At 32.2% G+C, this 24,996-nt stretch carries 24 protein-coding genes; 18 read left to right on the top strand and 6 right to left on the bottom strand.

Annotation, left to right across the window (positions count from 1 at the left end; genetic code table 11):
- Positions 1-45: 45 nt before the first annotated feature.
- A complete protein-coding gene (hemB, locus tag P9515_RS01195) occupies positions 46-1,047 on the bottom strand; it encodes a porphobilinogen synthase (protein ID WP_011819568.1) in 1,002 nt (333 codons plus the stop codon).
- Positions 1,048-1,274: 227 nt separating this feature from the next.
- On the opposite strand from hemB, the gene P9515_RS01190 reads away from it, so the two are divergent.
- The 3 genes from P9515_RS01190 to P9515_RS01180 are packed head-to-tail and all read left to right on the top strand — an operon-like array spanning position 1,275 to position 4,220.
- The gene (locus P9515_RS01190) at positions 1,275-2,930 is read left to right on the top strand and encodes a SulP family inorganic anion transporter (protein ID WP_011819567.1); all 1,656 of its coding nucleotides are present in this window, start codon (positions 1,275-1,277) and stop codon (positions 2,928-2,930) included.
- Positions 2,931-2,936: 6 nt separating this feature from the next.
- Positions 2,937-3,935: a sodium-dependent bicarbonate transport family permease gene (locus P9515_RS01185; RefSeq protein ID WP_011819565.1), complete on the top strand. Its 999-nt coding sequence runs from the start codon at positions 2,937-2,939 to the stop codon at positions 3,933-3,935.
- A 3-nt stretch (positions 3,936-3,938) separates the two neighbouring features.
- Positions 3,939-4,220 (top strand): DUF3240 family protein, encoded by a 282-nt coding sequence (locus P9515_RS01180; RefSeq protein ID WP_011819564.1) that lies wholly within the window; start codon positions 3,939-3,941, stop codon positions 4,218-4,220.
- A 20-nt stretch (positions 4,221-4,240) separates the two neighbouring features.
- On the opposite strand, the gene P9515_RS01175 is transcribed toward P9515_RS01180, so the two are convergent.
- Positions 4,241-5,197 carry an NAD(P)/FAD-dependent oxidoreductase gene (locus tag P9515_RS01175; protein WP_011819563.1) on the bottom strand — a complete coding sequence of 319 codons (957 nt, stop codon included), beginning with the start codon at positions 5,195-5,197 and terminating at the stop codon, positions 4,241-4,243.
- Positions 5,198-5,450: 253 nt separating this feature from the next.
- Between P9515_RS01175 and P9515_RS01170 the strand changes: the two genes are divergently transcribed.
- Both P9515_RS01170 and P9515_RS01165 read left to right on the top strand, forming a co-directional pair.
- The gene (locus P9515_RS01170) at positions 5,451-5,768 is read left to right on the top strand and encodes a hypothetical protein (protein ID WP_011819562.1); all 318 of its coding nucleotides are present in this window, start codon (positions 5,451-5,453) and stop codon (positions 5,766-5,768) included.
- Positions 5,768-7,435, top strand: coding sequence for an ABC1 kinase family protein (locus P9515_RS01165; protein WP_011819561.1), 1,668 nt, complete (start codon positions 5,768-5,770; stop codon positions 7,433-7,435). Before P9515_RS01170 ends, P9515_RS01165 begins: the two co-directional genes overlap by 1 nt.
- 13 nt (positions 7,436-7,448) lie before the next feature.
- Here P9515_RS01165 and eno read toward each other — a convergent pair whose 3' ends face one another.
- Entirely contained in the window at positions 7,449-8,741 is a 1,293-nt protein-coding gene (gene eno, locus P9515_RS01160) for a phosphopyruvate hydratase (protein WP_011819560.1), read from the bottom strand.
- Between the two features lie 286 nt (positions 8,742-9,027).
- On the opposite strand from eno, the gene P9515_RS01155 reads away from it, so the two are divergent.
- From P9515_RS01155 to P9515_RS01110, 10 genes are all read left to right on the top strand, one after another.
- Positions 9,028-11,775, top strand: a complete 2,748-nt coding sequence (locus tag P9515_RS01155; RefSeq protein WP_011819559.1) for an ATP-dependent Clp protease ATP-binding subunit — start codon at positions 9,028-9,030, stop codon at positions 11,773-11,775.
- Between the two features lie 110 nt (positions 11,776-11,885).
- Complete coding sequence (gene secE / locus P9515_RS01150; RefSeq protein ID WP_225867111.1) at positions 11,886-12,095, top strand: preprotein translocase subunit SecE; 210 nt, start codon at positions 11,886-11,888, stop codon at positions 12,093-12,095.
- Positions 12,096-12,172: 77 nt separating this feature from the next.
- A complete protein-coding gene (nusG, locus tag P9515_RS01145; protein ID WP_011819557.1) occupies positions 12,173-12,784 on the top strand; it encodes a transcription termination/antitermination protein NusG in 612 nt (203 codons plus the stop codon).
- Positions 12,785-12,847: 63 nt separating this feature from the next.
- A complete protein-coding gene (rplK, locus tag P9515_RS01140) occupies positions 12,848-13,273 on the top strand; it encodes a 50S ribosomal protein L11 (protein ID WP_011819556.1) in 426 nt (141 codons plus the stop codon).
- Positions 13,274-13,339: 66 nt separating this feature from the next.
- Positions 13,340-14,047, top strand: a complete 708-nt coding sequence (gene rplA, locus P9515_RS01135) for a 50S ribosomal protein L1 (RefSeq protein WP_011819555.1) — start codon at positions 13,340-13,342, stop codon at positions 14,045-14,047.
- Between the two features lie 191 nt (positions 14,048-14,238).
- Positions 14,239-14,766, top strand: coding sequence for a 50S ribosomal protein L10 (gene rplJ / locus P9515_RS01130; protein WP_011819554.1), 528 nt, complete (start codon positions 14,239-14,241; stop codon positions 14,764-14,766).
- A 28-nt stretch (positions 14,767-14,794) separates the two neighbouring features.
- A complete protein-coding gene (rplL, locus tag P9515_RS01125; protein ID WP_011819553.1) occupies positions 14,795-15,190 on the top strand; it encodes a 50S ribosomal protein L7/L12 in 396 nt (131 codons plus the stop codon).
- A gap of 47 nt (positions 15,191-15,237) precedes the next feature.
- Positions 15,238-15,957 (top strand): ribonuclease HI, encoded by a 720-nt coding sequence (gene rnhA / locus P9515_RS01120; protein ID WP_011819552.1) that lies wholly within the window; start codon positions 15,238-15,240, stop codon positions 15,955-15,957.
- 14 nt (positions 15,958-15,971) lie between these two features.
- Complete coding sequence (locus tag P9515_RS01115; RefSeq protein ID WP_011819551.1) at positions 15,972-17,141, top strand: quinone-dependent dihydroorotate dehydrogenase; 1,170 nt, start codon at positions 15,972-15,974, stop codon at positions 17,139-17,141.
- Positions 17,142-17,191: 50 nt separating this feature from the next.
- Positions 17,192-18,277: a pyridoxal phosphate-dependent aminotransferase gene (locus P9515_RS01110; protein WP_011819550.1), complete on the top strand. Its 1,086-nt coding sequence runs from the start codon at positions 17,192-17,194 to the stop codon at positions 18,275-18,277.
- On the opposite strand, the gene P9515_RS01105 is transcribed toward P9515_RS01110, so the two are convergent.
- Positions 18,256-19,350: a UDP-N-acetylglucosamine--N-acetylmuramyl-(pentapeptide) pyrophosphoryl-undecaprenol N-acetylglucosamine transferase gene (locus P9515_RS01105; protein WP_011819549.1), complete on the bottom strand. Its 1,095-nt coding sequence runs from the start codon at positions 19,348-19,350 to the stop codon at positions 18,256-18,258. The genes P9515_RS01110 and P9515_RS01105 overlap by 22 nt on opposite strands.
- A 35-nt stretch (positions 19,351-19,385) precedes the next feature.
- Between P9515_RS01105 and P9515_RS01100 the strand changes: the two genes are divergently transcribed.
- A complete protein-coding gene (locus P9515_RS01100; RefSeq protein ID WP_011819548.1) occupies positions 19,386-20,117 on the top strand; it encodes a hypothetical protein in 732 nt (243 codons plus the stop codon).
- A gap of 1 nt (position 20,118) precedes the next feature.
- On the opposite strand, the gene P9515_RS01095 is transcribed toward P9515_RS01100, so the two are convergent.
- Positions 20,119-21,327, bottom strand: coding sequence for a phosphoglycerate kinase (locus tag P9515_RS01095; protein ID WP_011819547.1), 1,209 nt, complete (start codon positions 21,325-21,327; stop codon positions 20,119-20,121).
- Positions 21,328-21,554: 227 nt separating this feature from the next.
- Between P9515_RS01095 and ylqF the strand changes: the two genes are divergently transcribed.
- Together ylqF and P9515_RS01085 are read left to right on the top strand one after the other, a co-directional pair.
- Positions 21,555-22,421, top strand: coding sequence for a ribosome biogenesis GTPase YlqF (gene ylqF, locus P9515_RS01090; protein ID WP_011819546.1), 867 nt, complete (start codon positions 21,555-21,557; stop codon positions 22,419-22,421).
- Positions 22,418-23,380, top strand: a complete 963-nt coding sequence (locus P9515_RS01085) for an RluA family pseudouridine synthase (protein WP_011819545.1) — start codon at positions 22,418-22,420, stop codon at positions 23,378-23,380. Before ylqF ends, P9515_RS01085 begins: the two co-directional genes overlap by 4 nt.
- Here the strand turns inward: P9515_RS01085 and P9515_RS01080 are convergent.
- Positions 23,373-24,968, bottom strand: coding sequence for an ABC transporter ATP-binding protein (locus tag P9515_RS01080; protein ID WP_011819544.1), 1,596 nt, complete (start codon positions 24,966-24,968; stop codon positions 23,373-23,375). The genes P9515_RS01085 and P9515_RS01080 overlap by 8 nt on opposite strands.
- Between the last annotated feature and the right edge of the window lie 28 nt (positions 24,969-24,996).

Genomic DNA, 24,996 nt, shown 5'->3' with positions numbered 1-24,996 from the left:
ATTATTTATTTAAGAATAAACAAAATTTTTGAATTTAATGAGTTTCTACCTCTCTTGCAACCATTTTGATGCATCACAAGCATGATATGTGAGTATCAATTTAGCCCCAGCTCTTTTAAAACTAAGTAATGTTTCTAAAACAATATCCTTTTCATTAATCCAATTTTTCATAGCCGCAGCCTTGACCATTGAATATTCTCCACTCACGTTATAAGCAGCTATTGGTTTATTTGAAAAATTACTTAGCCTGTAAACAATATCTAAATAAGAAACACCTGGTTTAACCATTAAAATGTCTGCGCCCTCATATTGATCTAACGCTGATTCAATTAAAGCCTCCTTTGAATTAGCAGGATCCATTTGATATGTTGATTTATTGTTTGGAATAAGTTTCTTATTATTCTCTTTTGGAGCAGAATCTAAAGCTGTTCTAAAAGGTCCATAATAGGCGGATGAAAATTTTGCTGTATAGCTAATAATTCCCACATCACTGAATCCCTCTATATCCAAAGCACTTCTAATAGCTCCAACTCTTCCATCCATCATGTCACTTGGACCAATAAAATCTGCTCCTGCTCTTGCCTGGGTTATGGCCTGTTTTTTAAGAATTTCAATAGTTTCATCATTTAATATTTTTCCATTCTCATCAACCAAGCCATCATGTCCATCACATGAATAAGGATCTAGTGCAACGTCAGTCATTATTGCCATCTCAGGGATCTCCTTTTTTAATGTTCGTATTGCTTTAGGTATTAAACCAGCTTCATTGAAACATTCTGAGCCATCTTCTGTTTTCAAGCTGTCATCAATTTTTGGGAAAAGCACAATACATCTAACACCTAATTCCCAGGCTCTAACAACTTCCTTTATCAATCCATTCATATCCCATCTATAGGTTCCTGGCATTGCAGATATATCCTCTTGAAAATCCTTTTCATGAATAAATAATGGATATATAAAATCTTCAGGATGCAGGTAATTTTCTCTTACCATCTCTCTTATTGCTTCTGTTCTTCTCAATCTTCTTGGGCGAATGATTAAATTCATTTGAATATTTTGAAGTTGTAAAATAATTACTCAAATAATACGATAGTCTCTTAACTTGCATAAAAAATAATCAAAACCCTTTTTTCTTCAGGAAAATTAACCTAAATAATGGCAAAGATATTTTTAGAAAGTTATTGAAAAATCTTGCACAAATTATATATTTTTAACAAATTAACGACAAAAAGAGATATTATCATTACTTATTAGATTTATTAAGGAGAGTATCTTTGAACATTATCAATGGATTTCATCTTAAAAATATTAGAGGTGATATTTTAGGAGGCATCACAGCTGCCGTGGTCGCCTTACCTCTTGCACTGGCTTTTGGTAATGCCGCATTAGGTCCTGGCGGGGCAATTTACGGTTTATATGGTGCAGTTGTAGTTGGCTTTTTAGCAGCTTTATTTGGAGGTACCCCTTCTCAAGTAAGTGGTCCCACTGGTCCAATGAGCGTTACAGTAGCGGGAGTTGTCGCAGGTTTGGCTGCTGTTGGTGTACCAAGAGATCTTTCAGCAGGCCAAATTTTACCTCTAGTGATGGCCGCAGTGGTGATTGGCGGATTATTACAAATTTTATTTGGAATCTTAAAGCTTGGTAAGTATATAACGCTAGTTCCTTACTCTGTTGTCTCCGGATTCATGTCTGGCATAGGCGTCATAATAATTACTCTTCAGATTGGTCCATTATTAGGAATCAGTACTAGAGGAGGCGTAATAGAATCTTTATCAACTGTATTTTCTAATTTCCAGCCTAATGGAGCAGCTGTTGGAGTGGCAATAATGACATTAGGAATAGTATTTCTAACACCCAGAAAAATTAGTCAATGGGTCCCATCTCCTCTTTTAGCTTTATTAATAGTTACACCAATATCAATTCTTATTTTCGGAGATGGAGCATTAGACAGAATTGGTGAAATTCCTAGAGGTGTACCATCTTTAAGTTTCCCAAGTTTTAATCAATACTTTCCTATTATTTTTAAAGCAGGCTTAGTACTTGCGGTCCTTGGAGCCATTGACTCTTTACTTACATCTTTAGTAGCAGATAATATTTCTCAAACAAAACATAATTCTGATAGAGAATTAATTGGACAAGGAATAGGGAATGCTATAGCAGGACTATTTTCAGGTTTACCAGGTGCTGGTGCGACAATGAGAACAGTTATCAATGTCAAATCTGGGGGTTCTACACCTATCTCTGGGATGGTTCACTCTATTGTTCTATTAATTGTTTTAGTGGGTGCAGGCCCATTAGCAGAGCAAATCCCAACTGCTCTCTTGGCAGGTATTCTTATCAAAGTAGGCTTAGATATTATTGACTGGGGTTTCCTGAGAAGAGCTCACAAATTATCTCTTAAAACTTCAGTTGTGATGTACGGAGTATTACTAATGACGGTTTTTTGGGATTTAATATGGGCAGTACTAGTTGGAGTATTTATTGCGAATATGCTAACAATAGATTCAATTACTGAAACTCAATTGGAGGGGATGGACAAGGATAATCCTTTATCCAATGAGGATCAGCAAAGTCAAAACCTTTTACCTGCTGATGAAAAGGCTCTTCTAGATAGATGTTCTGGAGAAGTCATGTTATTTAGACTTAAAGGCCCACTAAGTTTTGGAGCAGCTAAAGGCATTTCCGAGAGAATGATGTTAGTGAGAAACTATAAAATTTTAATTTTAGATATTACTGATGTCCCTAGACTTGGAGTAACAGCAACACTTGCTATTGAAGATATGATGCAAGAAGCTAAAAACAATTCTAGAAAAGCATTTGTAGCTGGAGCAAATGAAAAAGTTAAAGAAAGATTATCTAAATTTGGAGTTAGTGGCATAATAGAGACGAGGAAAGAAGCTTTAGAAGCTGCCTTAAATGAATTAGCCTAATAATTTATGGAAGTAAATCCCATAATACAAAATGTATTAGCACCTCCAGTACTGTTTTTTTTAATTGGAGCAATTTCTATATTCTTTAAATCCGATTTAGAAATACCTGCTCCATTACCAAAACTTTTCTCCTTATACTTGCTTTTAGCAATTGGTTTTAAAGGAGGCATTGAAATACAGAAAAGTGGTTTTACCGATCAGGTTTTACCAACATTAGGGGCAGCAATATTGATGTCATTAATAATTCCAATAATTGGATTCTTTATATTAAGGTACAAGTTTGATGTTTTTAACTCTGCAGCTATTGCAGCTGCATATGGATCTATTAGTGCTGTAACTTTTATCTCAGCAGAAAGTTTCTTAGAGAGTCAAAGTATAGATTTTGATGGGTTTATGGTAGGAGCTTTAGCTTTAATGGAATCTCCAGCCATAATTGTAGGCTTACTAATAGTAAAATTTGCAGGTCCTCAAGATAGACCTAATGCAAGAAAAATGCATCTTAGTTCAATCTTGCATGAGTCTTTTTTGAATGGTTCAGTTTATTTACTATTATCCAGTTTAGTTGTCGGTTTTCTTACGGCTTTCAGTAATCCCGCAGCCATTACAAAAATGGAACCTTTTACTGGACAGTTATTTTATGGTGCAGAGTGCTTTTTCCTTTTAGATATGGGAATAGTTGCAGCTCAAAGATTACCCAGACTAAAGAACGCTGGTTCATTTTTAATTGGATTTGCAATCTTTATGCCATTATTTAATTCTCTAATAGGGGTTTTTGTGGCAAAGTTTTTATCTCTAGGACCTGGGAACGCTCTTTTATTTGTAGTTTTATGCGCAAGTGCCTCATATTTAGCGGTACCGGCAGCCATGCGGATGACAGTTCCAGAAGCAAAATCAAGTTATTATATTTCTACTACATTAGGCTTAACTTTTCCGTTTAATATAGTTCTAGGTATTCCTATTTATATGAGTTTAGTAAATAAAATCATTCCAATTACCCCTTTGTAAAAGATGAAAAGATTAGATTTAATTTTTAGTGAAAGAGAACTTGATGCAATTATCGATACATTAGAGAAAGCTAATGTCCCGGGATATACAATTATGAAACATGCAACTGGAAGAGGGCCAGAAAGATTTGTTACAGAAGATATGGAATTTACTGGATTAGGTTCAAACGCTCATGTAATAGTTTTCTGTGAGCAAGAATTAATTGATCAAATGCGCGACAATATCAAGTCAGATTTAAGTTATTACGGCGGAGTAGCTTATATCTCTGAAGCCACACCTCTATAATTTTTCACTCTATCAATATTTCAAGAGTGTATCCAATCTACTCTTATATTTTTTCTACTATTTAAATATCGATCGATAGACATTGCTGCTATGCATCCGTCTGATGCTGCGACTACAGCTTGCTTAAAAGGTGTATTTCTTATATCTCCAATAGCCCATACACCATCAGAATTTGTAGACATAAAATCATCAACAATTACTCCTCCATCTTCCTTTAAGGCAATTTGATCTCCTAAAAAATCAGTAATTGGCTTAGAACCACTCATATAAACAAAGACTCCGTCTAAATCAATATTAATGGGTCCTTCTTCCTGTTTATTCTTTACAATCACCCTGTTTACACCCATATCATTTCCTAATATCTCTAATAATCTCGTCCTACTCCAATGTTTAATATTAGAAATATCCATCAATTCCTTCGCCTCCTCATTATCTTGTTTTGGATCACTTGATGTAATCCAATGTACCGTTGAAGCAAATTTTGTGAGCACAGTTGCTTCCTCAATTGCCTCTTTATTAGCTCCAACAACTGCAACCTCTCTATTTTTATAAAAAGCCCCATCACATGTGGCACAGTAGCTGACACCTTTACCTAAGAAATCTGCTTCTCCTTTAAAAGAAGCAGGTCTACCCATTGCTCCGCTTGCTAATACAAGTGCTTTAGCCTTAAAAGTTCCTTCAGGTGTATAAACAGTCTTCCAATCTTTACCAACATCAATACCAAATACTTGAGCTCTTCTATAATCAGTCCCATATTGAACAGCTTGTTCTCTCATCAATGTAAGTAATTTTTCACCACTAATATCTACAGGAACCCCTGGATAATTTGCAATCTGATGAGTTATTGCTAAAGCTCCAACAGATGGATTTTTGTCAATTATAACTGTCTTAAGATTAGAACGAGATGTATACAATGCACAGGTACATCCGGCTGGACCTCCGCCAACAATAGCTACATCTGTTTCAATAATTTCCAATTTAAGAAAACTCCTTTTAATCAATAATTAGATGAGTTTTTGGATAGAAAAATATACTTTTTAAATTTCTAACCTTTTTACATAAATATAAGTTAAGAGAAAAAAAAGAAAAAAGCAGAATATAGATACAAACTTACATAGGAAAAACAAATCGACAAATGCAAAAGGAAATCAATTGCCTGATTTGTTCTCAATTGATCTATTATCAATTAAGTTATGATTATGAATCACTAATAGGCTTTAAATATTATTTATGACGAATTCTGATTATCTTTTAAAAGCGGCTATTAAAAAGGTAAGTGAAAAATTAAACGAAATAGTTGTAGAAAAATTTGAAGAAGCTACAAGTATTGCTCAAGAGGCCCCTGAAATCATCAAAAAAGAATTAGATACACTTAAAGGAGCCATAATTGAAGAGGCTGCAAGAATGGAAAATGAAATGGGTCAAAAAAGAAATACTAATAATTCAGAATCTTATAAAGATCCAAACTTAAATGAAGTTTTAAAAGAGATACAAGAAATACAAGAAAAAATTGAAAAATTCAATATGAAAATGAATAATACAATTTAATGAGTAATCATAAATTAAAAAATAGAATACAAAAAATCAAAAGAAGCTTTCTTATTTGGAAAACACTTATTTTACTTTTAGTCAATTTATGGATAGATAATTTAAAAACTAAAATTTTTCAAACTAACAAAGATAAAAATAAAAAAGTTCAAATAAAAAGAGCTAGGTGGTTTACTAATCAATTAATTGATCTTGGTTCTGCCTTTATCAAAATTGGTCAGCTATTGTCGGCAAGACCTGATTTAATTCCTAATACTTGGATACAAGAATTATCAAAGTTACAAGATCAAGTTCCTCAGTTTTCATATACAAAAGTTGAGGAAATTATCAAAACCGAACTCGGGCAGAAATTCTCAGAAATTAACAAAATTAATGATTTGCCAATTGGATCAGCTTCTTTAGCTCAAGTTCATAGAGCGACTTTGAGAAATGGGAAAGAAGTTGTATTTAAAGTTCAAAGACCCAATCTTAAGCAATTATTCATAATCGATTTGAACATAATGCAACAAATTGCTTTTGTACTGCAAAAGAATAGGAATTGGAGTCGTGGAAGAAATTGGGTTGATATAGCAAAAGAGTGCAGAAAAGTTCTGATGAAAGAACTAGATTTTAAATGTGAAGCACAGTATGCCGCAAGATTTAGACAACAATTTCTTGATGATGATAATGTAGAAGTCCCTGAAGTTATTTGGGACTTGAGTAGTGACAAAGTCCTTTGTCTTAGTTATTTAGAAGGTATAAAAATAAGTGATATTGAAAAATTAAAGTCTAAGAACATTGACTTACCTAAGATTGCCGAAATAGGTGCAATTAGCTATCTGAAACAACTAGTAAATTATGGTTTTTTTCATGCTGATCCTCATCCTGGGAATTTAGCCGTTTCAAATTCAGGCAAATTAATCTTTTATGATTTTGGGATGATGGGCAATATTTCAAATAACCTACAAGTCAGATTGGGATCTATGGTTCAATCAGCAGCATTGAGAGATGCATCTTCACTTGTCACTCAACTACAACAAGCAGGCTTGATCTCCAAAGATATAGATGTTGGACCAGTAAGAAGATTAGTTAGATTAATGCTAAAAGAAGCTTTAACTCCTCCATTCAGCCCAAAAATTATCGAAAAACTATCTGGGGATTTATATGAACTTGTTTATGAAACTCCTTTTCAACTACCAGTGGATTTAATTTTTGTGATGAGAGCACTATCAACTTTTGAAGGAGTTGGTAGAATGTTAGACCCAGGGTTTAACCTTGTATCAATTACTAAGCCTTATCTAATTGACCTCATGACTTCTAATAATCAATCACCAAACGATTTAATTAACCAATTCGGGAGACAAGTTGGTGAATTAGGTTCAAAGGCTGTAGGCATCCCAAAAAGAATTGATGAGAGTTTAGAGAGATTAGAGCAGGGTGATTTACAACTTCAAATAAGGATGGGAGAATCTGACAGGCAATTTAAGAAAATGTTTACTGCACAAAAATCATTAGGACATTCAATTCTTATGGGAAGCCTTACAATAGCATCAGCTTTACTTGTGACTAAGAACCAAAATAATTTAGCTATTTTACCTTTATTATTTGCAGCACCAATAAGTATTGATTGGATAAAATGTCAACTAAACATGAGAAAAGGTTCAAGAATAGACAAGCTCAAGAAGTAGCAATAATCTAATCTTATATATTTTTTGGACCTAATCCTAAATCCCCAGCAAATCTAGCTTGGTTCCCTAACTCTTCCTCAATCCTTAGGAGTCTATTATATTTAGCAATTCTTTCACTTCTGCTCAAAGAGCCCGTTTTAATTTGACCAGCTCTAGTTGCTACAGATAAATCAGCAATTGTTGTATCTTCAGTCTCACCGCTTCTATGACTGATAACACTTGTAAAACCAGCACTTTTAGCTAAATCCATAGCTTCTAAAGTTTCAGTTAATGTTCCAATTTGATTTACTTTTATTAAGATTGAATTAGCAGATTTTTCTAATATTCCTTTTCTTAACCTTTCAGTATTCGTAACGAATAAATCATCACCTACTAACTGCACTTTATGGCCAATCTCCTTATTTAAGGCTGCCCAACCCTCCCAATCATCTTCTCCCAATCCATCTTCTATAGAGACAATTGGATAATTTGAAACTAAATTTGAAAGATAAGAAATCATTTGAGAACTAGTTAAATTTGTCCCTTCATATTTATAAAAACCATCTCTATAAAATTCAGTGCTCGCAACGTCTAGAGCTAATGATACTTGTTTACCAGGAATAAATCCGGCTTTCTGAATAGCTTCTAAAAGCAGATCTCCTGCTGCTTCACACGATGATAATTCTGGGGCAAAACCACCTTCATCTCCAACAGCGGTAGATAATCCTTTTTTATCAAGCAAAGATTTGAGTGAATGAAATATTTCAGTACCCATTCTTAGTGCTTCACTAAAAGTTTTCACCCCGTGAGGTACGAGCATAAATTCTTGGCAGTCAAGACCATTAGGTGCATGAGCACCACCATTAATTACATTCATCAATGGAACTGGCAGAAGATTAGATAATGGATCTCCAAGATATCTATATAACGGCATATCCAAGGCTTTTGAAGCAGCTCTAGCATTAGCTAGACTCACTGCAAGAATAGAATTAGCTCCTAAATTAGATTTATTAGGAGTTCCATCAATTTCAATCATTAACTTATCAATGATTGTTTGATCTAAAGCTGATAATCCACATAACGCAGGAGAAATGGTCTCATGAATTTTATTAACCGCATCTAAGACTCCCTTTCCCATATATTTTGTCCCACCATCTCTTAATTCATGTGCTTCATGAGCACCAGTGCTTGCTCCGCTTGGTACTATTGCTCTGCCGATAGCACCACATTCCAAAAACACTTCAGCCTCTACAGTGGGGTTTCCTCTTGAATCAAGCACTTGCCTAGCTTCAATAGTGTCAATAAGAAAATCAATAGTTTCTTTCACAATTTAATTAATACTATTTAAATCCTATAAATAGCTGAAGTATTTGGCTAATATCTGACATATAAAGAAGATAATCAAATAATTTTTTTTTGATTTCAAAACAAGTTCCTGAAGAATCTCTTAGTAAATAAGCCAATTTTGAAATAATCTATTAAATAAATCAAATTCGCTTTAGTTTATAAGAAAATTTTAATTTCATCTTATAATTAAAAAACTCTAATGATCATTAAGGGTTATCTTAATTAAGATAAAAATTGAATGGTCAAGTAATACTTTTGTATAGTTCATGAGAGAAACTCTTACATCAAATCCAGAACTTTTTAGTGATATAAGTTGGAATCTTCTTTTGTTAGGAGAAGAAACTGCAAAGAAATGGGACCATAGTGAATTCAATATTGAACACATTATTCATACTCTGTTTACTTCAAGTGATTTTTTTGCATTCATAGAAAAATTATCAATAGATCAAGATACAGTTTTAGACATAACTGAGGATTTTCTAGAGGAGACACCCACAAATGATTCAGATATTTTTACTATTGGTGAAGATTTAGAGATTTTACTAGATAATGCAAATCAAATAAAAACTCAGTGGGGATCTAATTTAATAGAGATTCCTCATTTGTTAATTGCATTAGGTAGAGATGCAAGAATAGGAAATTATGTTTTTCAAGAAGGGGACCTTTCAGTAGAACAATTAGAGGAAGAATTAAAAATTTTTCCCAATATTAATCCAAGGCAAAATTACCTTGAGAATAAAAAAAATATTACCAATAAAGAGAATAAATCAATAAATAAAACTGATAAAAAAGCCCTAATAGAAAAAACAAAACCTATAATTACCACACCGAAAAATAATCTGAAAATTGAAACTCAACATAATAGTAGCCAGAATGCACTCTCTCTTTATGGAAAAGATTTAACTGACTCAGCGAAAAAAGGTTTGCTCGATCCAGTTGTCGGACGAGAGAATGAAATTAATAATTTAATGAGAGTTTTATCTAGGCGTAGTAAAAATAACCCTATCCTCATTGGTTATCCTGGAGTTGGCAAAACTTCAATTGCTAAATTACTTGCTCAACTGATAGTGGAAAGAAAAGTTCCTGATTCATTAAAAAACTTAAAAATTATTTCTCTTGACTTAGGAGCATTAGTTTCCGGAACAAAATTTAGAGGTCAATTAGAAGAAAGACTAAGTTTAATACTTAACGAAATAAAAGACTCAAATCAGGGCATAATTTTATTTATTGATGAAATTCATACAATAATTAGTTCTGATAGATCTACAGCAGATATAAGCAATATCTTAAAACCTTTACTTACTGAGGGGGAACTGAGATGTATAGGGACAACCACTCCTGAAAAGTTTAGAGAAAATATTGAAAGAGATCAAGCATTAAATAACTGTTTTCAAAAAATATTAGTTAATGAGCCTTCAGTAGAATTAACTGCGCAAATTTTGAAAGGTATAAAAAAGAAATATGAATTACACCATGGTATTAGAATTACCGAAGAAGCGATAAATTCTTCTGCAAGACTTGCAGATCGATATATAAGCGATAAGTTTCTTCCGGATAAAGCAATAGATTTGATTGACGAAGCAGCAGCTCAATTAAAGATAGAATTTAATATAAAACCTCAAATAATCCTAGATGAAGAAAGCAAAATTTATAACATTGAAAATAAGTTAAAAGATCTTTCACCTGAAAACATTGAAGATAGAGAAAAATTATTAGAGAGAAAAGAATTAGCTACAGATAAATTGAACGCAATTATCAATAATTGGAATAATGATCAGGAAAAAATGGAACAATTAACTTTTTTGTTACATGAAGAGGACAGACTTATTCTCGAAATCGAAGAATTAAATATGAACAGCGAGGAAATAAATTATTTTGAGCGTTTGAATAACCTAGAGGAAGAACTTAATGAGGTCGAATTTGAAATAAACAACATTGAGAGCAGATTCAAAAATCCTCAAAGGGATAAGAAATTTAATTTTAAATATCAAGTTGAACCTGATGATATCGCTGATGTTATATCAAAAATAACTGGTATTCCTATGGCTAAAGTAGTTTCTAATGAACGAAAAAAATTAGTTAATTTAGAGTTAGAAATAAGCGAAAAAGTTATTGGGCAGAAAAAAGCTATAGAAGCTGTTTCTTCTGCAATAAGAAGAGCGAGAGTTGGAATGAAAAATCCTAAAAGACCTGTTGGATCATTCTTATTTATGGGTCCTACAGGAGTTGGGAAAACGGAATTAGCAAAATCTCTAGCATCATCATTATTTGATGAAGAAGAAGCCTTATTAAGGTTGGATATGAGTGAATATATGGAAAAAAATGCTGTCGCTAGGCTTTTAGGAGCACCTCCAGGTTATGTCGGTTACGAAGAGGGGGGGCAGTTAACTGAAGCAGTCAGGAGAAAACCTTATTCCGTAATTCTTCTTGATGAGATCGAAAAAGCTCATTCAGAAGTTTTCAACGTCCTCCTACAGGTTTTAGATGAAGGAAGATTAACTGATTCTCAAGGAAGAACAGTTGACTTCAAAAATACAGTAATCATAATGACAAGTAATTTAGCTGGAAAAATAATCTTAGAAGATGCCAAAAAAATTCCAAACAATAAAGAAAACTCTGAATTAAGAGAACATGCTTTACAAGAGTCTATTAATAAGTCATTATCATCTATTTTTAGACCAGAATTTCTAAACAGAATCGATGAGGTAGTAAAGTTTGATCTCCTCTCAATTGATCAACTACAAAAAATAATTCTTTTACAAATAAACGAATTAAAGAAATTACTTCTTGAGCAGGGAATAAACATTAATATTGATAAAAAAGTTATCTTAAAAATTGCGAATGATTCTTATCAACCTGAATATGGTGCTAGGCCCTTAAGTAGAGAGCTTAGAAGACAAATAGAAAACCCACTAGCATCAAGATTACTAGAGGAAAATTTTAAAAATAAAAAAAATATAAGTGTAAAGATTAATCCTTCAAAAAAAGATGAGATTTTATTTAAACCTAGCTGATGAGTAAATCAATGAGCTAAAATAGTTTTAAGCTTTCGAAGCCTATACTAAAATAAAATTTTGTGTCAAGTCCTACTAATCAAAAACCTCTTAAAAAAGAGCCCTCTGAAATAAAAGAGCCCTCTGAAATAAAAGAGCCCAAGAAAAAGAAGAATTTTTTAACTTCCACAGTCGATGAACTTAAACTAGTTGTGTGGCCTAACAAACAACAGTTATTTAGCGAATCTGTTGCTGTTATCATTATGGTATCCTTTTCTGCAGCTGCAATTGCATCTGTGAGCAGATTTTATGGATGGGCCGCATCACAAATTTTCCGTTAAATTAAAAAAATTTTTAAATATAGATTTAATCCTATAATTTTAAAAAGATTATTTATCCAGTTTCCAGAGTAAGAAAAATGAGTAATGAATTAACAGCAAATCTTGGTTCCCAAAAGGCCAATACCAGTATTGCTAGGTGGTATGCCGTTCAAGTTGCTTCCAGCTGTGAAAAGAAAGTAAAAGCTACTCTCGAACAAAGGTCAGTAACTTTAGGTGTTAATAATAGAATTATAGAGATTGAGATTCCTCAAACTCCCGGAATTAAACTTAAGAAAGATGGATCCAGACAAACAACAGAGGAGAAGGTTTTCCCTGGTTACGTGTTGGTTAGGATGATTTTGGATGAAGATACCATGATGGCTGTAAAAAGTACTCCAAATGTTATTAATTTTGTTGGAGCTGAAGATGGGAGAGGCAGTGGTAGATCACGAGGGCATATCAAACCTCGACCATTATCTAGGCAAGAGGTAAATAGAATATTTAAGCGCGCCTCAGAGAAGAAAGCTGTAATAAAATTAGATCTTGAAGAAAAAGATAGAATTATTGTTACGAGTGGACCTTTTAAAGATTTTCAGGGTGAAGTAATAGAAGTTTCGGGAGAAAGAAATAAATTAAAAGCATTACTTTCAATATTTGGGCGCGAAACTCCTGTAGAATTAGAATTCTCGCAAATCAATAAACAAAATTAATTATTATTTCTGTTTATCGAGTAAAATAATCATTTTAACTATCGTTTTAATTCAAGAAATCTAATGGCAAAAAAAATCGTTGCGGTTATTAAACTAGCATTGCAAGCTGGTAAAGCAAATCCCGCCCCACCAGTGGGTCCAGCTTTAGGTCAACACGGTGTAAATATAATGGCATTTTGCAAAGAATATAATGCAAGGACACAAGATAAAGCCGGTTTTGTTATTCCTGTTGAAATTTCCGTTTTTGAAGACAGAAGCTTTACTTTTATAACTAAAACTCCACCTGCTTCAGTCTTGATAACTAAAGCCGCTGGAATTGAAAAAGGATCTGGTGAATCTTCAAAAGGGTCTGTTGGCAATATAAGTAAATCTCAATTAGAGGAGATAGCCAAAACAAAGCTTCCTGATTTAAACTGTACAAGTATTGAATCAGCAATGAAAGTGATTGAAGGAACTGCTCGAAATATGGGTATTTCAATTACTGAATAATTTCAATTCTAAACATTCACTTTTTAGGGGAGGTTAATTCTTTAACCGTTTGAACCCAAATATATTATGAAAAAACTATCCAAAAGAATGACTGCTCTATCAACAAAGATAGAGGATCGCACATATGCTCCCCTTGAAGCTTTAGCCATTATCAAGGAAAATGCAAACGCTAAATTTGATGAGACTATTGAAGCTCATATTCGTTTAGGCATTGATCCAAAATATACAGATCAACAGCTAAGAACAACCGTAGCTCTTCCTCATGGCACTGGCCAAAGTATTAAAATTGCTGTTATAACCAGCGGTGAAAATGTAGCAAAAGCCAAATCTGCAGGTGCAGATCTTTTTGGAGAAGAGGATTTGGTTGAAAGCATTAATAAAGGTAATATGGATTTTGATTTGCTGATTGCAACACCTGATATGATGCCAAAAGTTGCAAAACTTGGAAGGGTTTTGGGCCCAAGGGGATTAATGCCAAATCCCAAAGCCGGTACTGTAACTAGCGATATAGCAAGTGCAATAAAAGAATTTAAAGCGGGTAAACTAGAATTTAGAGCAGATAAAGCTGGAATCGTACATGTTCGTTTTGGAAAAGCTAGTTTTACCGAAAATGCCTTATTTGAAAACTTAAAGACGTTACAAGAATCTATCGATAAAAATAAGCCTAGTGGTGCGAAGGGTAAGTATTGGAAAACTTTTTATGTAACTTCAACTATGGGACCTTCTGTTCAAGTCGACATAAATGCATTACAAGATTACCAGCCTGAAAGTTAACGCTCTGTAGTATAATTTTGAAGCAATAATACGGCCAAAGAAAGTAGGTTTATTTAGTTTCATCTAAATTCTTAAATCCTGCCTAGGTTTCATTTTAATTATTTTCTTTTTGGATCTAATAAATGCGGCCTCTTTCAAAATGAACTTTGCCGCATTTCCTGCTCTTCCTAAATTACGATCCAAAAACAACAATGGGCCGAACAATAGAGAATAAGCAAAAAATCGTCACAGAACTAAAATCTCTGTTAGATGATTCGGAAATGGCTGTAGTTCTTGACTATAAAGGGTTAACTATCAAGGAGATGTCTGATTTGCGATCAAGGTTGCAAACAAACAAAGGCATTTGCAAAGTTACAAAAAATTCATTAATGCGCAAAGCGATTGATGGTAATAGTAACTGGACTGATCTTGAATCCTTACTCACAGGGACTAATGCTTTTGTTTTAATCAAAGAAGATGTTGGAGGAGCTGTAAAAGCAATCCAATCTTTTCAAAAAGAGACAAAAAAATCCGAAACCAAAGGGGCTTTATTCGAAGGTAGACTTCTCAGCCAATCTGAAATTAAAGAGATAGCTAGTCTGCCTTCGAGAGAAGTATTAATGGCAAAAATTGCCGGCGCATTAAATGGTGTTGCTACAAAAATTGCTATTTCTATCAATGAAGTGCCTTCTGGACTTGCTAGATCACTTAAACAACATTCTGAAAAATCAGAATCTTAAACTTCACAATTAATTATCTATTAAGACAATGACTGCAAAAACTGAAGAAATTCTTGAATCATTGAAATCCCTCTCACTTTTAGAAGCATCTGAGCTTGTTAAACAAATTGAAGAGGCATTCGGTGTTTCTGCAGCAGCATCAGCTGGTGTGGTAATGGCAGCTCCAGGTGCTGCTGGTGGCGATGGAGACGGCGGGGCCGCTGAAGAGAAAACTGAATTTGATGTTATTCTAGAAAGCTTCGATGCAGCTGCAAAAATTAAAGTTCTAAAAGTTGTTAGAAATGCAACTGGTCTTGGTCTTGGTGATGCAAAAGCTCTTGTTGAATCAGCACCAAAGACAGTTAAAGAAGGTATCGCAAAAGCAGATGCTGAAACTTTAAAGAAAGAGATTGAAGAAGCTGGCGGTAAAGTTACACTAAAATAAAGTAAAAATTTTTCTAGCCGGTATTTCCTTGTACCGGCTTTTAAATTATGAATAGTAAAACAAATATTGCTATTGAAGCTGCAACAGATGGTGCTTGCAGTGGAAACCCGGGACCTGGTGGATGGGGAGGTTTAATAATCTTCATTGACAATAGCGAAATAGAAATAGGTGGTTCAGAGCAGAATACTACTAATAATCGAATGGAACTCACTGCAGCAATAAAAACTCTCGAAAAGTTAAAAAATTATCAATTAAAAGAAAACTTTAAATTAAGAACAGATAGTAAATATGTTATTGAAGGTTATACAAAATGGATCAGTAATTGGAAGAAAAATGGATGGAAAACGAGTGCAGGAAAATCTGTACAGAACTTAGATTTATGGCAAAAAATAGATGAATTAAGAATACAAGGCTTAGAGATGGAATTCGTAAAAGGTCATAGCGGGGATAAACAGAATGAGAGAGTTGATTTAATTGCCACAAGCTATAGTAAGGGAATTCCACTAGATAGTGAAGTTAAAAAATTATCTTCAGAAATTGATTCAAAAGAAACCGGATCTTCGAAAATCCAAAACTTATTTTTAAAAAATGAATTACTCGAAAAATTTGCTGAAAAAAAATATTTTTTAAATTCTAGTGAGTTAAATGAATTACTTGGAGAGGAAAGTTATCCTCTCATCAAAAAATATGAATTATTTGAATGGCGGAATTGGAGATTAATTCCTAAAAATCAAAAATATTGGATAATAGAGAATAAACACGCTTAATCTTTAATATTTTTATGTTTGAACAGAAAGGGATGTTTATTAATATTTATAAGAATTTGGTCACTCCTATCCTTAAAAAAGATACTGGCATAGATGCAGAGTACCTGACAAATTTTTCTTTAAGTCTTCTTGCTTTTACTTCAAATAATAGAAACTGGCCCTTAATTAAAGGCATAATAAAGCGTTTAAATGATGAGTTTTGTGTGGTTGATAAAAGATTACATCAAAACATATGTGGGATAGATTTTTGTAATCCAGTAGGTTTAGCAGCTGGTTTTGATAAAAATGGTAATGCTGCAAATATTTGGGAAAATTTTGGATTTGGTTTCGCTGAAATTGGAACAGTTACCAAATTTGCTCAATCTGGAAATCCTAAACCAAGATTATTTAGATTAGCTAAGGAGGAGGCGGCATTAAATAGAATGGGTTTTAATAATAATGGTGCTGAAAATCTTTTTAAAAACTTTTTAAAACAAGGTATTCCTTTAAAAAAGAATAGAAAAAATAATTGTTTGGGCATAAATTTTGGAAAATCAAAAATTACAAGTTTATCCAAGGCTACAGAAGATTATTTAACTTCTTTAAAACTTTTGATTCCTTATTGTGACTACGCTGCTATAAATGTAAGTTCACCTAATACTGAAGGTCTTAGAAAGCTACAAGATCCTATTCTTTTACAAGAACTGCTTAGAGAAGTTAAAAAATTAGATAATTGTCCACCTTTATTCGTGAAAATTGCACCAGATTTAAGTTATAAAGATATTGAAGATATCTGCCAACTAATAATTGATGAAAATATTAATGGAATCATCGCTACTAATACCAGCCTAGATAGATTAGGTCTTGAGCAAAGAAAAATAAAGCAAACAGGGCTATTACTCTCTGAAGAAAATGGTGGATTAAGTGGCAGACCACTTCAACTAAAAGCAAATCAAATAATTCGTCATATTAATAATATTGATCAAAGTATTAAATTAATTGGAGTAGGGGGAATAGACAGCCCAGAATCTGCTTGGGAAAGGATATGTGCTGGAGCTTCTTTAGTACAAATATATACTGGATGGATTTATAAAGGTCCTCAACTAGTTCCAAATATTCTTAATGGGATCATAAAACAACTTAATAAACATCAATTATCAAATATAAAAGAAGCCATTGGATCAAACTTAAAATGGATTGAATGAAACCTAAGATAAATTATGGATTCAAAATCAATAATTTGGAAAACGAAAGTATGAACGATGTGAACTTCAAGCATGGAGGAAATATATTGACTCAGGCAAAAAATTTAAATCTATTGCCGTCTAAAATAATTGACTCAAGTGCATCATTAGTAGCTTTTAAGCCACCTAAAATACTTTTAGACTCCTTAAGATTAGAAATTAAAAAACTAGGATTTCAATATTATCCTGAAAGGAATCTAAATGATTTAAGAGAGATAATTGGAGAATTTCATCAAATAAATCCCGATAATATATTGCCTGGGAATGGGGCCTCTGAGTTAATAACTTGGGCAGGACATGAAGCCTCCAAATTTGGAGTAAGTTCTATTCCTAGTCCTGGCTTCGTAGATTATGAAAGATCACTAAATTGCTGGGATGCAAAATACAATTACTCAGAATTACCAAGGAATTGGAGTAATAGTTTCCCTCAACCCTTCCCACTGAAACCAATTTGTGATGTACTTTGGATAACAAACCCACATAACCCTACTGGTCAATTATGGGACAAAAAGTCACTTGAAATAATTTTAAAGAAATATAAGCTAGTAATTTGTGATGAAGCTTTTTTAGCAATAACACCAAATGGTGAAAAACAATCTTTAATCCCACTCACTAAAATTTATGATAATTTATTAGTTATAAGGAGTTTGACAAAATTATTTAACATAGCAGGTTTAAGATTAGGTTATGTTGTTGGATCCTCTGAAAAACTAAATAAATGGAATATTAAGAGAGATCCTTGGCCATTAAATTGTTTTGCTATTAAAGCTGGAATAGAGCTATTAAGTAATAAAATTTTTTATAAGGAATGGACAAAAAAGATTCATGATTGGGTAAGAACTGAGAAGGATTGGGTTTCTCATGAATTGTCGAAAATAAAAAATCTTAAAGTACATAACTCTTCAACTAACTTTTTTTTAGTAGAAAGTAAATTCTCATTAAACTCAAATATTAAGTATTTAGAAAACAAAGGGATCTTAATTAGAGAATGTACCTCATTTAGATGTCTTAATGAAAAATGGGCAAGAATAAGTTTGCAGAATAGAAAAAATAATAAAATTTTATGTAGAGAAATTCAAAATTCTTTTAAAAAATAATTTATTAAATTTTTAATCTTATTTGTAGATTTTAAGGAAGTAAGATTTTTCATATTTTCTTTCATTAAATCTAAAATTTCATATGTAGGTTTACCTTTGTTTTTTTTGACTTTGAAAATCCTTTTCAAAGTCTCTTGAAAGAATACCTTTGATATTTTATCTTGATTAATTAAAATCGCCCCCCCTATTGAGGAGAGAATAATTGCATTTTTTTCTTGGTGGTTGTTTTTAGAATTTGGGTATGGAACTAAAATTGATGGTTTTTTAGTTTGTATGAGTTCATTTATTGTTCCTGCCCCAGATCTTGATATTACAAGATCACAGTTTTGCATAAGAGAAGCAATCTGATTAGTAAATTTCTTTTGAACATAATTATTAGATTTTATTTTTCTAGGAATATTTATATTATGTTCACCAACAATATGAACTATTCGAAAATTTTGTTTTATTAATAAATCAAGAGATTCATAAAAAATTTCATTAATACGCTTTGCACCTTGACTACCTCCCATCACAATTAAAAGAGGACCTTTTCCTCTTGGAACCCATTCAGGCAAAGGATTAGTTTTATAAAATTCTGGTCTAAGAGGAGTTCCCGTAAAAATAGTTTTGCAGTTTTTTAAATAAGCATTTGTATCTTTAAATCCGATAAGAACAAATTCACATAAAAAACCAAAATATTTCGTAACCGTCCCTGGGATTAAATTTGATTCATGAATAATTACAGGTATATTAAGCAACTTTGCTGCAAGAATTGTAGGGGCTGAAATAAACCCACCAGTCGTAAAAACTAAATTAATTTTTTTTTCTTTAAGTATTTTAATAATATTAAAAGTTGAATATAAAATTTTTAGATATTGAAATAGTATAAAAATACTTTTTTGTGGTGTCTCCAGATTTAAAGTCAAAAGATTATATTTTCTAGGCACAAATTTAGAATCAAGCCTCTTTTCAACTCCTAACCAATGCATATTCCAATACTTTTCAACCTCTTTAGAAACTGCTAAAGCAGGAAAAATATGGCCTCCAGTTCCACTTGCTGCAATTAATAAATTATTTCTTTCTTTAGACATTAAAAATTAAATAAGTAAAATAAAGTTAGAAGATTATGAAAATGCTTAATTTAAATTTGTTTACAAAATTAGGATTATTTATATATTTATTTATTTATCCCATATTTCCAAAAATAGCAATCACCCAAAATACAAATGTTAATATGCCAAAAAATCTTGAGTATGGATTAAATACTCGAAACTTAAAGTTGATAAAAGATGCTTTTAAAGAAGAAGAAAACTTAAAAATTCAAGAAAAATTTACAGAAATAATCCAAGATTTTCCTAATTCAAAATGGCAAATAAAAAAAATAAGTAGGGAAACTTCTAAAGAAAACTTATTTGATATTAAAGTTAATGGAAAGAAGATAGTTAATGATGAAACATTTTTTCTTGAATCTAATTTTAAATATTCATTTTCTACCTATAACAACAAAATAAATAATGGAAATATCAAAAATTTATTAACTACCATTAGAAATGACAACAACAAAATAGATATTATTTTTAAAATTCCAGAAAAAGTTCTTACTGGTACGAAATATGATATAGATATTATTTTAAATGAACCACTTGGCGATGTAATTATAGCTGGAGGAATAATATCCCATCAAGATGGATCTTATTTAAAACAAGATATCAACATTGAACCTTTAGCTTCTGGAGGTATTTTTAAAACCACAAGAGCATCATCTAAACCAACTACACAAGTATGGTCAGGTATTATTGCTCATCCAAAAGGGATAATATCATTCACAAAAAGCGTTGAAATTGTTGAAAAAATATAATTTAATTTTCATTTAAAGCAGCTACCCCTGGTAAATTTTTACCTTCTAAAAGTTCTAAGCTAGCTCCTCCACCAGTTGATATATGAGACATTTTTTCAGCCAGCCCAGCTTTCTCAACTGCTGCTACTGAATCTCCTCCTCCAATAATTGTACAAACCTCTGAGAAAGAACTTAAATCTGCTAGGGTTGTTGCTATTGAATTTGTACCTTCAGCAAATTTATCAAATTCAAAAACTCCCATTGGACCGTTCCAAATAATTGTTTTGCATTCAGCTAGAGCATTTTGGAAAACTTTGATTGATTGTGGCCCAATGTCTAGTCCCATCCAATCCCCACTTATTGAATCTATTTGAGATACTTTACTCTCTGCAGTAGGAGAGAATTCATTAGCAAGTACCACGTCAGAAGGTAACAGAAGCTCAACTCCTTTAGTTTTTGCTTTTTCTTCTAAGTTTCTTGCTAGCTCAAGTTTATCTTCCTCAACAAGACTCTTTCCAACGTCTAATCCTCTTGCCTTGTAGAAAGTAAAAATCATACCGCCTCCGATAATAATTTTGTCACACTTATCAAGAAGAGAATCTAAAACTCCAATTTTACTACTTACCTTTGATCCACCAACTATTGCTGCAAGAGGACGATTTGGAGCATCAATTGCACCTTGTAAATATTTCAATTCTTTTTCTAACAAAAATCCTGCGACTGAAGGCTCTAAAAATTTTGTTACTCCTTGAGTTGAAGCATGAGCTCTATGAGCAGCACCAAATGCATCATTAACATACATATCTGCATGAGCAGCTAAATTTTTTGCAAAATTTAAATCGTTTTTTTCTTCCTCCTCATAAAAACGAACATTTTCTAGCAATAAGACATCTCCATTATTTAAATTATTAGATTTTTCTAAAGCTTCTTCACCAATGCAGCTTTCAGTAAGATTAACCTTTTTTCCAAGAATTTCACTTAATCTTGCAGCGATTGGGGTTAATCTCATTCTCTCATTAACTTTGCCTTTAGGTCTTCCAAAATGAGCCGCTAATATTACTTTTGCTGAGTTATTGATAAGATATTTTATCGTAGGAATTGCTGCTCTAATCCGAGTATCATCAGTAATTTGACCATCATCATTTAATGGAACATTAAAATCAACCCTTACAAGAACTTTTTTTCCTTCTAACTTAGACTTATCTAGACTGGAAAGAGACAACTTCGACATTAAAACATCCTTTTTTTTACTTCGAAACCCTAACGTTAATTTGTGCTTATTGGGTTAAAAATTTGTAACTGTTACTTATGCCTTAATAAATTTTAAAAATTAGGTAGAAATACAAAGTTTATAAAAATAAAAAAAATTTTAATTTTTACATTACTATTGAATATAATTACTTTTAATACTGATAGTAATCAAAAGGTATATACGTACAATCTATTGGATTTGATCAAGTGGAAATACCTACAATACAATGGTACCCAGGCCATATTGCCAAAGCCGAAAAAAAGCTATCTGCAGTTATAAGCAGAGTAGATTTAATTATAGAAGTTAGAGATGCAAGAATTCCATTGTCAACAGGTCATCCTCATCTAAATCAATGGATCACAAACAAAAAACATATCCTTGTAATTAATCGCGCTGATATGATAGCTCCTGAAACTATTATTAATTGGAACACATGGTTTAAAAAATATGATATTTATCCTCTTTGGTGTGATGCAAAAAATGGGAAGGGAATAAAAGAAATTTGCAAATCTGCGAAGGAATCTCGCTTGTCAATTGACAAAAGAAGGTTATCCAGAGGAATGAAGGTTAGACCGATCAGAGCTCTTACTCTCGGTTTTCCTAATGTAGGAAAATCTGCATTAATAAATAGAATCGCTAAAAAGAAAGTTGTAGAAAGCGCTAGAAAAGCTGGCGTGACTCGTAATCTCAGATGGATCAGATTAGACGGTGGAATTGATTTACTTGATGCTCCTGGTGTTATACCGCCAAATTTAGAGAATCAAAAATCTGCTCTAAATCTTGCACTTTGCGATGATATTGGAGAAGCTGCTTATGAAATAGAAAGTGTTGCTATTGAATTTTTAAAAATTATCTTTAAATTAAAAGAAGATAAAAATGCTAATATTTCACTTAAAAAGATATCTAATAGATATGGGGTTGATATTTTAAAAAGCTTTGATAGTCCACATGAATGGATTGATCTTGTAGCATTAAAACATACCTCAGGCGACAGAAGAAGAATGGCTTACAAATTATTAGAGGATTATCGTAATCAAATGCTTGGAAAAATTGCTTTGGAAGTGCCGAGATGAAATCAAGCAATGCCAATTCATTTGGAGTAGGAGAAGGTGAACTAACAGAAATTATTTATGAGCTACCACTTCCTATGCGACTCGATAGGTGGCTAGTAAGCAAAAGACCCGAACAAAGTAGAGCCAGAATACAAAATCTTATAAACGCAGGATTAGTTCTTATTAACTACAAAACTGCAAAAGCTAAAACACCACTAAAAACTGGAGATAATATACAAATTTGGATGCCTCCTCCAGAACCTCTCGTCTATTTGAAGCCAGAAAAGATGCACTTAAATATTCTTTATGAAGATGAACATATAATTGTTATTAACAAGCAATCAGGATTAATAGTCCATCCAGCCCCAGGCCATAAATCAGGCACCTTAGTGAACGGACTACTCTTTCATTGTAAGGACCTTCCAGGAATTAATGGAAAATTAAGACCAGGGATCGTGCATAGATTGGATAAAGACACTTCTGGTTGTATGGTTGTAGCAAAAAGCCAAGAATCACTTGTAAATCTTCAAATACAGATAAGAGATAAAATAGCATCACGAAATTATATTGCGGTAATTCATGGCGTACCAAATACTTCAGAAGGCAAAATCGTTGGCCACATAGGAAGGGACAAAATAAATAGATTAAAGTATGCAGTAGTTGATGAAAATTCCGGAAGATATGCCTGTACTTACTGGAAATTATTAGAAAGATTTGGTAATTACTCGCTGATGAGTTTCAAATTAGATACTGGAAGAACACATCAAATAAGAGTTCATTGCGCATACATTAATCACCCTATCCTTGGTGATCCTTTATATGGAAGATGTAAAAAACTGCCTTGCAAATTAGATGGTCAGGCTTTACACGCTATAGAGCTTGGACTTTTTCATCCTATTAATGGAGAAGAAATGAAATTCGAAGCAGATTTACCCCAAGAATTTGTAAAATTATTGAGGATCTTAAAAAAATTTAATTAAGGTTTAAGCAGCTCTCTACTAAAGCTTTTGTAATATTATTTTTGGGATTAGAAAAAATAGTTGAAGAATCACCCTCTTCTATAATCTTTCCATAATCCATAACTAATAATCTGTTACAAAAATTTTTTGCAATTCCTAAGTCATGTGTAATAAATATAATACTGAAATCCATTTTTTCTTGTATCTTTCTTAATAACTCAAGTATTTCAATTTTTATATATGCATCTAACATATTTACACTTTCATCACAGATAAGAATTTTTGGTTTAAGTAATAAAGATCTTGCAATAGAAATTCTTTGTAGCTGGCCCCCAGATAATTGACAGGGATAGGAGTTTAAGAATAAAGAATCTGAAGGCAGATTTAAATTTTCCAAAATTAATTGAATCTCATTCTTAATTTGATCATTATTATAAATCTTTTGAATTAAAAAAATATCCTTCAAAATATTTTTAATTTTCATTTTTGGATTCAAACTTGAAAAAGGATCTTGGAAAATTATTTGAATATTTTTATAATTTTTAGACTTTTTTTTACCAAATTTCAGACCATTATCATAAACTTTTATTTCACCACCTCTTACTTTTAATAGTCCTATTAAAGCTCTACATAAAGTACTCTTCCCTGAACCAGAGGATCCAACAATTCCTAGAGTTTCATTTCGATATAATTTGAAGCTTACTTCTTTTAAGGCCTTATTCCATTTGGGTCGAAAAATTGATGAATTTAATTTATACCAATGTCTTAAATTATTCGCCTCTAAAATAATATGATTTTTATAACTAATTTTTTTTATTGGCTGCAAAGATATATTTGTTGCTTTTATCAATTTTTTACCTATTTTTGATATCGGCGATTTAAAAACTTCTTGAATATCTCCTTGTTCGTGAATGCATCCTTGTTCCATTATCGCGACTTTTTTACACCACTTAGCTGCCAAATTAATGTCATGACTAATCAAAATTAAAGTAGTTTGAGATTGTTTACTTAAATATAGAATTTCATTCATCACTTCAAAACTAGTCTTAGTATCCAGACTAGTTGTAGGCTCATCTGCTATTAATATTTTTGGCTTCAAAGCTAAAGCCATTGCAATTGAAACTCTTTGCCTCATTCCTCCACTGAATTCATGTGGAAATGAATCTAATCTGTCCCTCTCTATCCCTACTCTTCGAAAAGTTTCTTCTACTAGATCTTTAATACTTTCAAAGGGCTTGTTTGGGAAATGTACTTGGAATAGTTCATATACATGATCACCTACTGTCATTAAAGGATTAAGTTTATTTAAAGAATCTTGATAAATAAATCCAAAATTTTTCCTTCTAAATAATTCAATTTCTTTTTTATCAATTTTCTTGATATCTTCACCAGATATTGTTATTTGACCTTTAATCAATGCCTCTTCGGGGAGCATATTTATAATTGTTTTTGCAATTGTACTTTTACCACATCCAGAAGGGCCTATTATTGCTAAATGATCTCCTTCACAAAGATCTAATGTGAAATTTTTTATGGTAGATTTCTGATTAGGGGTATATTTTACATTTAGATTCCTGACTTCAAGAATTTTGTTTTTATTTATTTTCATAATTTTATAGCAAATTTCTCTGGTCCTA

This window comes from Prochlorococcus marinus str. MIT 9515 (assembly GCF_000015665.1).
Lineage (GTDB): Bacteria > Cyanobacteriota > Cyanobacteriia > PCC-6307 > Cyanobiaceae > Prochlorococcus_A > Prochlorococcus_A marinus_P.
This window is presented reverse-complemented; position numbering and strand designations above follow the sequence as displayed.